Below are 1,597 nucleotides of genomic sequence, written 5' to 3' on the forward strand. Positions count from 1 at the left end.
CCTTCATGTAATCTGAAAGCTGTAATAGCCACTCCTGAAGAGCAAGGGCTTTATTAGGATCGGTCGGGCTCCAACCCTTCCAACCATGGCCCTGGTTTGGACCGAAATCGAAGGTCATGTCGGAGACTGGATTTTCCATCTTCTCCATAGCTGCCTTCAAAAGATAGACGGCCTCATTGAGATAATAGTTGTCCATATCGCCCACTGCAACGTGAACGTCTCCAGCAATTTTCGGACCAATCTCTTCCCAATTTTCCTGAAGAATATAGTTAAGATCAAAGTTCTCTTTCCAGTATTCGGCAACATCCTTGTTTATTTCGCCGGTAATTTGGTCCCAAATGGGTTGAGGGAATCCATCTACTCCCACAGGGCTATATGTTGATTCCCATACGGACCATTGCCCGCCGGATCTGTTGCTCGGTCCTGCAGCCATCTCATAGTAGTTCTCCTGCTTAACGGTGAATCTGATATTTCCGTGAGTGTCTCTTGCACTCGGTCTTTCCGTCTTTACCCAGCCGAAGTCAGAGTAATAAGCATTGTCGTCATTGTAGATATTGATTAGCTGGTAATAGTTGAAATCAACCGCATCCGGATACCAAACATATGTTCTCCCGAAGAAATCTGGATAGAAGACCTTCATTGCAAGAGCTTCCCATCCACCGGTAGAACCGCCAGCAAGAACTCTTGCCCACTTCTCGGGAATCATTCTGAACTGGCTTTCTAGGTAGGGAATGAATTCTTCTGTAATTGCCGTTCCGTATGGGCCTGAGTTTTCCGAATCAACTGAATAAGAGGTGTCGTAATAAGGTGTCGCATCTCTGAAAGAAACAGCGATGAATCTCGCATTGCCGTCCTCTGTCCAGAACTTGTAGACATCGTTGTCTACTCTGAATCCTACCGGCGCGCCTCCGCCAGGGAAGTGGCCCTGATAGTAAATGACAGGGTAATATACATCTGGGTTATCGTAATAGCCTTCAGGAAGAAGAACATTGGCGCCGATATACATGTCTTTTCCCCAGAATTCCGACACCACGTCACTCTTGATCTTTACGTATTTCACCCATTCTGTGTCTGTGTAATTTCCCTGCTGAAGTACCATTCCCGGCTCCAGATCGTAATCAGGCATTATTACTTCAGTGATAGCAAGTTCTACTGACCCTGGGTTTGCAGGATCAAGATAGACTTTCTTTGTCTTGCTCGTAGCATTACCAATGGATTCCCAGAACCATTGACCGTCGCCGGTATCGTCATGCATAAGAATTGTGTGACCGTCTGCCCTGTTAAATGTCGTGTAGACATTAATCAGTGCCTGAACGAAATATTCTCCAGCAGGCAAGTCAGATAGATCGATGGGATAGCCGGCTACTGCCATATCTCCATCGGAGATCTTCACAACCGATTCAGAGGTCATTTTGAATACATCTTTCCCCCAGAAGGGAACTCCTCTAACATCTGTCTGCATACTTGGCTCACTGGATGAGTCTTTGCTGACAATAACGAAGACCCTTCCATTTATCGGTGTCTCAAGGCCTAGAGAAGCCACTGTATCAATGGCTTCCTGGCTCATTGACACTTCGAAAGTCAGTGAAAACGCCGT

1 protein-coding gene is annotated in these 1,597 nt (G+C 46.3%); it reads right to left on the reverse strand.

Features of this window, described 5'->3' with window-relative positions; all coding sequences use genetic code 11:
- Positions 1-1,597: alpha/beta hydrolase-fold protein (locus tag BG32_RS04795; protein ID WP_121526485.1), on the reverse strand; the 1,597-nt coding region annotated here is incomplete at both ends.

The sequence above is a fragment of the Mesotoga sp. HF07.pep.5.2.highcov genome, assembly GCF_003666285.1.
Lineage (GTDB): Bacteria > Thermotogota > Thermotogae > Petrotogales > Kosmotogaceae > Mesotoga > Mesotoga prima.